The organism is Kitasatospora sp. MBT66, from assembly GCF_000710405.2.
Lineage (GTDB): Bacteria > Actinomycetota > Actinomycetes > Streptomycetales > Streptomycetaceae > Kitasatospora > Kitasatospora purpeofusca.
The window spans coordinates 1,258,138-1,263,689 of sequence record NZ_JAIY01000010.1; the positions used below are offsets into that span (position 1 = coordinate 1,258,138).

The following is a 5,552-nucleotide window of genomic DNA, read 5'->3' on the forward strand; positions in this document are numbered from 1 at the left end:
CGGCGGGCGGTGGAGGCCGCGCGGGCGGCCGGGGACTCGGTGATCCTGCGGCAGGCGCTGAACGACCTCGGGCTGATCTGCCAGTTCCTGAGCCGCTACGACGAGGCGGTGGACCACTACGACGAGGCGCTGCTGCTGGCCAACCGGCTCGGGCACCGCTCCGGCGCGCTGGTGACGACGGTCAACGCGGCGCTGGCGCGGGTGCGCAGCGGCCGGGCCGACGAGGCGGTGACGATCTGCCACGAGGCACTGGCCGAGCTGCGGACCCGGCAGGACGACCCGGGCCGGGCGTACACGCTGTACGTGCTGGGGCTGGCGCACCACGCGCTGGGGCGCCACGAGGAGGCGGTGACCTGGTTCGGCGAGTGCCTGGCGGTCTCGGTGGCGGCCGGTCTGCGGGACCGGGCCGCGCACGCGCGCTACCGGCTGGCGGACAGTCTGCGCGAGCTGGGCCGGGCGGACGAGGCGCTCGACCACGCGGAGCAGGCGCTGCGGCTCTGCGAGGAGCTGGGGGCGGAGCGGGACCAGGCGCAGGCGCTGGTGGTGCTCGGCTGCGCGCTGGCGGACCTCGGGCGCGGGTCCGAGGCGGGGGCGCGGCTGCGGGAGGCCCACGCGATCTTCCGGCGGCTGGGGCTGCCGGAGGCCGCCGAGGTGGCGGGGCTGCTCGCGGAGCCGGCGTTCGCGCTGGTGGATCCCTGATCGGGACGGAGTGACGGGGCGGCAGAAACGGTTCTGCCCACCGTTGTTCGGTGGATCCTGAGGGTCGGACCGGGCTCAGGAGCCGGTGCTGTTCCAGTCGCCGTGGGCGTTGCCGTTGGTCGGCGTGGCGGTCGGGGTCGGGGTGGCGGTCGGCGCGGTGGTCCCGCCCTGGGCGGGGCCGGCCGCGCCGTCCGCCATCGCGGTGCCGGCCACGCCGAGGGCGAGCAGGGTGCCGAGGCCGAGGCCCGCGACGGTCAGGCGGATCCGGGCGGTGCCGTTCGTCGAGTTCTTCGCCATGACTGCTCCCTGGGTCGTCTTCCCTGGCGGGAAGGAGTGTTCCGGGCTCTTCCGGGGGGCTCCCCGGGCTGACGTGATCAGCATGGCAAGGGGCGTTCAACGGCAGATCGACGCGCGAGCACCGCGCGTCGATCACCGTCGTTGATCGGGCTGTTGATCGGCGTATTGATCGGGGCGTTGATCGGGGTCCTGGACCGCACGCGACCTGGGAGTTCCCGCCCGCCGTCAGGCCGCCTCGCGGATCTCCAGGGTGCAGCACTTCACGCTGCCGCCGCCCTTGAGCAGCTCCGAGAGGTCCACCCCGATCGGACGGAAGCCGTGCTCCCGCAGCCGGGCCGCCACCCCGGTGGCCGGCTCCGGCAGCACCACGTTCAGCCCGTCGCTGGCCACGTTGAGGCCGAACGCCGCCGCGTCCTCCTCCGCCACCAGCACCGCATCCGGGAACAGCCGGGCGAGCACCGCCCGGCTGCCGGCCGAGAACGCCCCCGGGTAGTACATGATCCGGTCGCCGTCGAGCACGCTGAGGGCGGTGTCCAGGTGGTAGAAGCGCGGGTCGACCAGGTCCAGGCCGACCACCGGGCGGCCGAGGAACTCCTGCGCCTCGGCGTGACCGGCGGAGACGCTGCGGAAGCCCCGGCCGGCCAGCAGGTATCGATCCGTCAGCAGCAGGTCGCCCTCGCCCTCGTTGACGTGCGCCGGGTCGTGGGTGGTGAAGCCGTGCTCCCGGAACCAGTCCAGGTACGCCGGGCCCTCGGCGGCGCGCTCGGTGTTGCGGAACCGCGCTCCCAGCACCCGGCCGTCCACCACGGTGGCGCCGTTCGCCGCGTACACCATGTCCGGCAGGCCCGGGATCGGGTCGATCAGGTCGACCCGGTGGCCGAGCTCCAGGTAGAGCTCGTACAGCCGCTCCCACTGGGCGACGGCGAGGGCGGTGTCGACCGGCTTGGCCGGGTCCATCCAGGGGTTGATGGCGTAGCTGACGTCGAAGTGGGTCGGACGGCACATCAGGTAGCGGCGCGGGCGGGCGGTGCGGGTCATGGCGGGGCTCCGAGGGTGAGGGCGGGCGATCGGTACGTGACGAGGGGGCGGGGCGCGGGATCAGGCGGCGGCCGGGCGCTCGGGGAAGTCCCGGCGGGCCCGCAGCGGGCCGGCCAGCAGCACGGCGCCGGCCGAGAGCAGCACCCCCGCCATGATCCAGATGGTGGTGCGGGCGCCGAGCACCTCGCCCAGCCAGCCGCCGAGCAGGGCGCCGATCGGGATGGCGCTGAAGTTGACGGTCGAGGCGCTGGCCCGGATCCGGCCGATCATGGCCGGCGGGCAGTAGGACTGGTAGAAGCTGCCGGCCAGGACGTTCCCGGCGATCACCCCGCAGACGGCGACCGACCAGGCGACCGCGCTCACCGCGAGCGGCAGCCGGGAGCCGGCCAGCGGCAGCAGCAGGATGAACGGCGCGGCGACCAGCTCGCAGAGCAGCAGCCCGCGGGCGGTGCCGAAGCGGCGGGCGATCCGCCCGGCCAGCGCGGCGCCGGCCAGGCCGCCGACCGACACCACCGCGAAGACGGCGCCGATGCCGCCGGGCGAGACCCCGACGCTGCGGACCAGGAAGATCGTCTGCACGGCCTGGATGCCGTTGAGGCCCAGGTTGCCGACCGCGCCGAACAGGGCGAGGTTGCGCAGGAACGGGTCCCCGGCCAGGAAGCGCACGCCCTCGCCGATCTCGCGCAGGATGCCGCGCCGCTCGGCCACCGGCGGCGGCGTCTCCTTCACCTTGATGCCGGCCAGGCAGACCGCCGACACCAGGTAGGTGATCGCGTCGGCCAGTAGTCCGCTGGCCGCGCCGAAGACCTGGGAGAGCAGGCCGGCCAGGCCGGGGCCGGCGATCTCCGCCGCCGAGTCCCCGGAGCGCAGCTTGACGTTGGCCTCCAGCAGGTCGTCCTTGGCGACCAGGGCCGGCAGCACGGCGCCGTACGCGGTGGAGAAGAACACCTTCACCGCGCCGGCCAGCAGCGCCACCAGGATCAGCTGCGCCATCGTCAGCGCGTCGAACCAGCCGGCCACCGGCACGCTGGCGAACAGCACCAGCAGCAGCAGGTCGCAGACCAGCATCACCTTCAGCCGGGGCCAGCGGTCCACCCAGGCGCCGGCCAGCAGGCCGAGGAACAGCCACGGGACCCAGGCGGAGGCGGTCAGCACGCCGACCATGAACGGCGAGGCGTCCAGGGTCACCACCGCCACCAGGGCGAGGGCGACGTTGCCGACGGCGGTGCCGAGACCGCTGGCCGTCTCACCGATCCAGAGCTTGCGGAAGTTTCCCTGGGCCCAGAGGCCCCAGCGGCTGCGGCGGGGCCCGTCGTCGACTGCGGGCGGTTCGACCGGGACGGTACTCGTGCTCATCGGGGGTCACTCTCCAGCGTCTCGGCCAGCACGGCGGCGATCCGTGCGAGGGGCTCGGGTTGGGTCAGGGCGCCGTGCGCGCAGTCGATCCGGTGGGCGGCGACCCCGCCGGTGAGGTACGGGGCCCAGGCGGCCTCGTAGGGCCAGTCGGCGGGCTTGTCGGCGGTGGCGCCGACGAAGACGGCCGCGCCCCGGTAGTGGCCGGGCACGTGCTCGGCCATCAGCTTGCGGTGGTGCTCGAAGACGTCCGGCAGCAGTGCCGCCGCCTCGCCCAGCAGGGCGGTCAGTTCGGCCTGCCCGCGCCCGTCGGCCGGGTCGTAGCCCAGCGAGGCGAGCAGTTCGGCGAGGGTCTCCACCGGGTCGTCGGAGGCCGGCGGCTCCTCGGTGGCCGGACCGGCCGGGAGGCCGTCGAGGAGGGCCAGCAGGCCCACCTCCTGGCCGGCCGCCCGGAGCTGGACGGCCATCTCCTGGGCGACCACCGCACCGAACGACCAGCCGAGCAGGTGGTAGGGGCCCTGCGGGCGGACGGCGCGGATCTCCCGCACGTAGTCCGCGGCGATCCCGGTCACGGAGTCCGGGGAGCCGCCGCGCAGGCCCCGGGCCTGGAGGCCGAGCACCGGCCGCTCCGGGTCGAGGTGGCGCAGCAGGCCGGAGTAGACCCAGCTGATGCCGGCGGCGGGGTGGACGCAGAACAGCGGGGCCTTGCCGCCGCCGGTCCGCAGCGGGAGCAGGACGTCCAGGGCGTCGGACGGCTCCGGGGCGTCAGACCCCCGGTCGGCCGCGGCGTCCAGCCGGCGGGCCAGGCCGGCCGGCGTCGGCGCCTCGAACAGGGCCCGCATGCCGAGGTCGGCGCGCTCGCCGAGCTCGGCCGCGAGGGCGGCGCGGATCCGGCCGAGCAGCTTCATCGCCAGCAGCGAGTGGCCGCCGAGGTCGAAGAAGCCGTCGTCGATCGAGACCCGCTCCACTCCGAGCACCTCGGCGAAGAGGCCGCAGAGCAACTCCTCGCGCGGGGTGCGCGGCGCGCGGCCGCCCGGGAGGAGGGTGAAGTCGGGGGCGGGCAGGGCCCGCCGGTCGACCTTGCCGCTGGCGGTGAGCGGGAGAGCGTCGAGCAGGACGACCGCCGCCGGGACCATGTAGCCGGGCAGCGACTCGGCCGCGAAGGCCCGCAGGTCGGCCGGGTCCAGCGGTGCCGCGTTCTGGTGCCCGGCGCCGTCGGGGACGACGTGGGCGACCAGGCGGGGGCCGGCAGCGCCGTCCTCGTGGGCGCTCACGGTGGCGGCCAGCACCCGGGGGTGGCGGGTCAGCACGTGCTCGATCTCGCCGAGTTCGATCCGGAAGCCGCGGATCTTGACCTGGTGGTCGGTGCGGCCGAGGTAGTCGATCCCGCCGTCCCTGGTGCGGCGCACCAGGTCGCCGGTCCGGTACATCCGGGACCCCGGGGTGAACGGGTCGGCGACGAAGCGCTCGGCGGTCAGCGCCGGGCGGCCCAGGTAGCCCAGGGCCAGGCCCGCCCCGGCGAGGTACAGCTCGCCGGGCACGCCCACCGGGACCGGTGCCAGGTGCTCGTCCAGGACCAGCGCCCGGGTGCCGAGCACGGCGTGGCCGAGCGAGGGGCGCTCGGAGTCCGCGAACGGCTGGACCAGCGCGTCGACGGTTGACTCGGTCGGGCCGTAGAGGTTGTGGGCGGTGGTGTGCGGGGCCTCGCGCAGCCTGGTCCAGAGGGACTGGCCGACGGCCTCGCCGCCGAGCAGCAGCACGGCCGGGGCCGGGCCCTGCGGCGCGGCGGTGTCGAGCAGCCCCTCGTCGAGGAGCTGTTCGGCGTAGGAGGGGGTGACCTCCAGGACGTCGATCCGCTCGGTGCGCAGGTGCCGGACGAGCGCGGCGGCGTCGCGCCGGACCTCGTCGCCGACCAGGTGCAGTTCGTGGCCGGCGACCAGCCAGAGCAGTCCGTCCCAGGAGGCGTCGAAGCAGAGCGAGGCGGTCAGCGCGACCCGGCGGCGCCCGCCGTCCCGTTCGCCCGCGCCGATCGGGCCGGTGGGCGCGCGGTGCGAGGCGAGCAGGGCGGCGATCGAGCCGTGGCCGACCACCACGCCCTTGGGGCGGCCGGTGGAGCCGGAGGTGTAGACGACGTAGGCGGCGTCCGCCGGGTCCGGCGCGGCGGC

5 protein-coding genes are annotated in these 5,552 nt (G+C 75.4%); 1 reads left to right on the forward strand and 4 read right to left on the reverse strand.

All coding sequences use genetic code 11. The annotated features are described in order from the left end of the window. Positions 1-699 (forward strand): tetratricopeptide repeat protein (locus BI06_RS30155; protein ID WP_043472775.1); only part of this gene is annotated, 699 nt, incomplete at its 5' end. A gap of 75 nt (positions 700-774) precedes the next feature. Here the strand turns inward: BI06_RS30155 and BI06_RS30160 are convergent. The 4 genes from BI06_RS30160 to BI06_RS30175 all read right to left on the reverse strand — a co-directional run. Beyond that, entirely contained in the window at positions 775-996 is a 222-nt protein-coding gene (locus BI06_RS30160; RefSeq protein WP_030397920.1) for a hypothetical protein, read from the reverse strand. 225 nt (positions 997-1,221) lie between these two features. Beyond that, on the reverse strand, positions 1,222-2,034 hold the full coding sequence (gene ddaH, locus BI06_RS30165) for a dimethylargininase (RefSeq protein WP_030397919.1): 813 nt from the start codon (positions 2,032-2,034) through the stop codon (positions 1,222-1,224). A 60-nt stretch (positions 2,035-2,094) separates the two neighbouring features. Next, the gene (locus BI06_RS30170) at positions 2,095-3,390 is read right to left on the reverse strand and encodes an MFS transporter (RefSeq protein ID WP_030397918.1); all 1,296 of its coding nucleotides are present in this window, start codon (positions 3,388-3,390) and stop codon (positions 2,095-2,097) included. Then, positions 3,387-5,552, reverse strand: a 2,166-nt coding sequence (locus tag BI06_RS30175) for an AMP-binding protein (protein WP_158516472.1), incomplete at its 5' end; no start/stop codon positions are given. The genes BI06_RS30175 and BI06_RS30170, both read right to left, overlap by 4 nt.

Coding starts and splice junctions, on each gene's coding strand:
- BI06_RS30160 (WP_030397920.1), bottom strand. CDS start 996: ATGGCGAAGAACTCGACGAACGGCACCGCCCGGATCCGCCTGACCGTC.
- ddaH (WP_030397919.1), bottom strand. CDS start 2,034: ATGACCCGCACCGCCCGCCCGCGCCGCTACCTGATGTGCCGTCCGACC.
- BI06_RS30170 (WP_030397918.1), bottom strand. CDS start 3,390: ATGAGCACGAGTACCGTCCCGGTCGAACCGCCCGCAGTCGACGACGGG.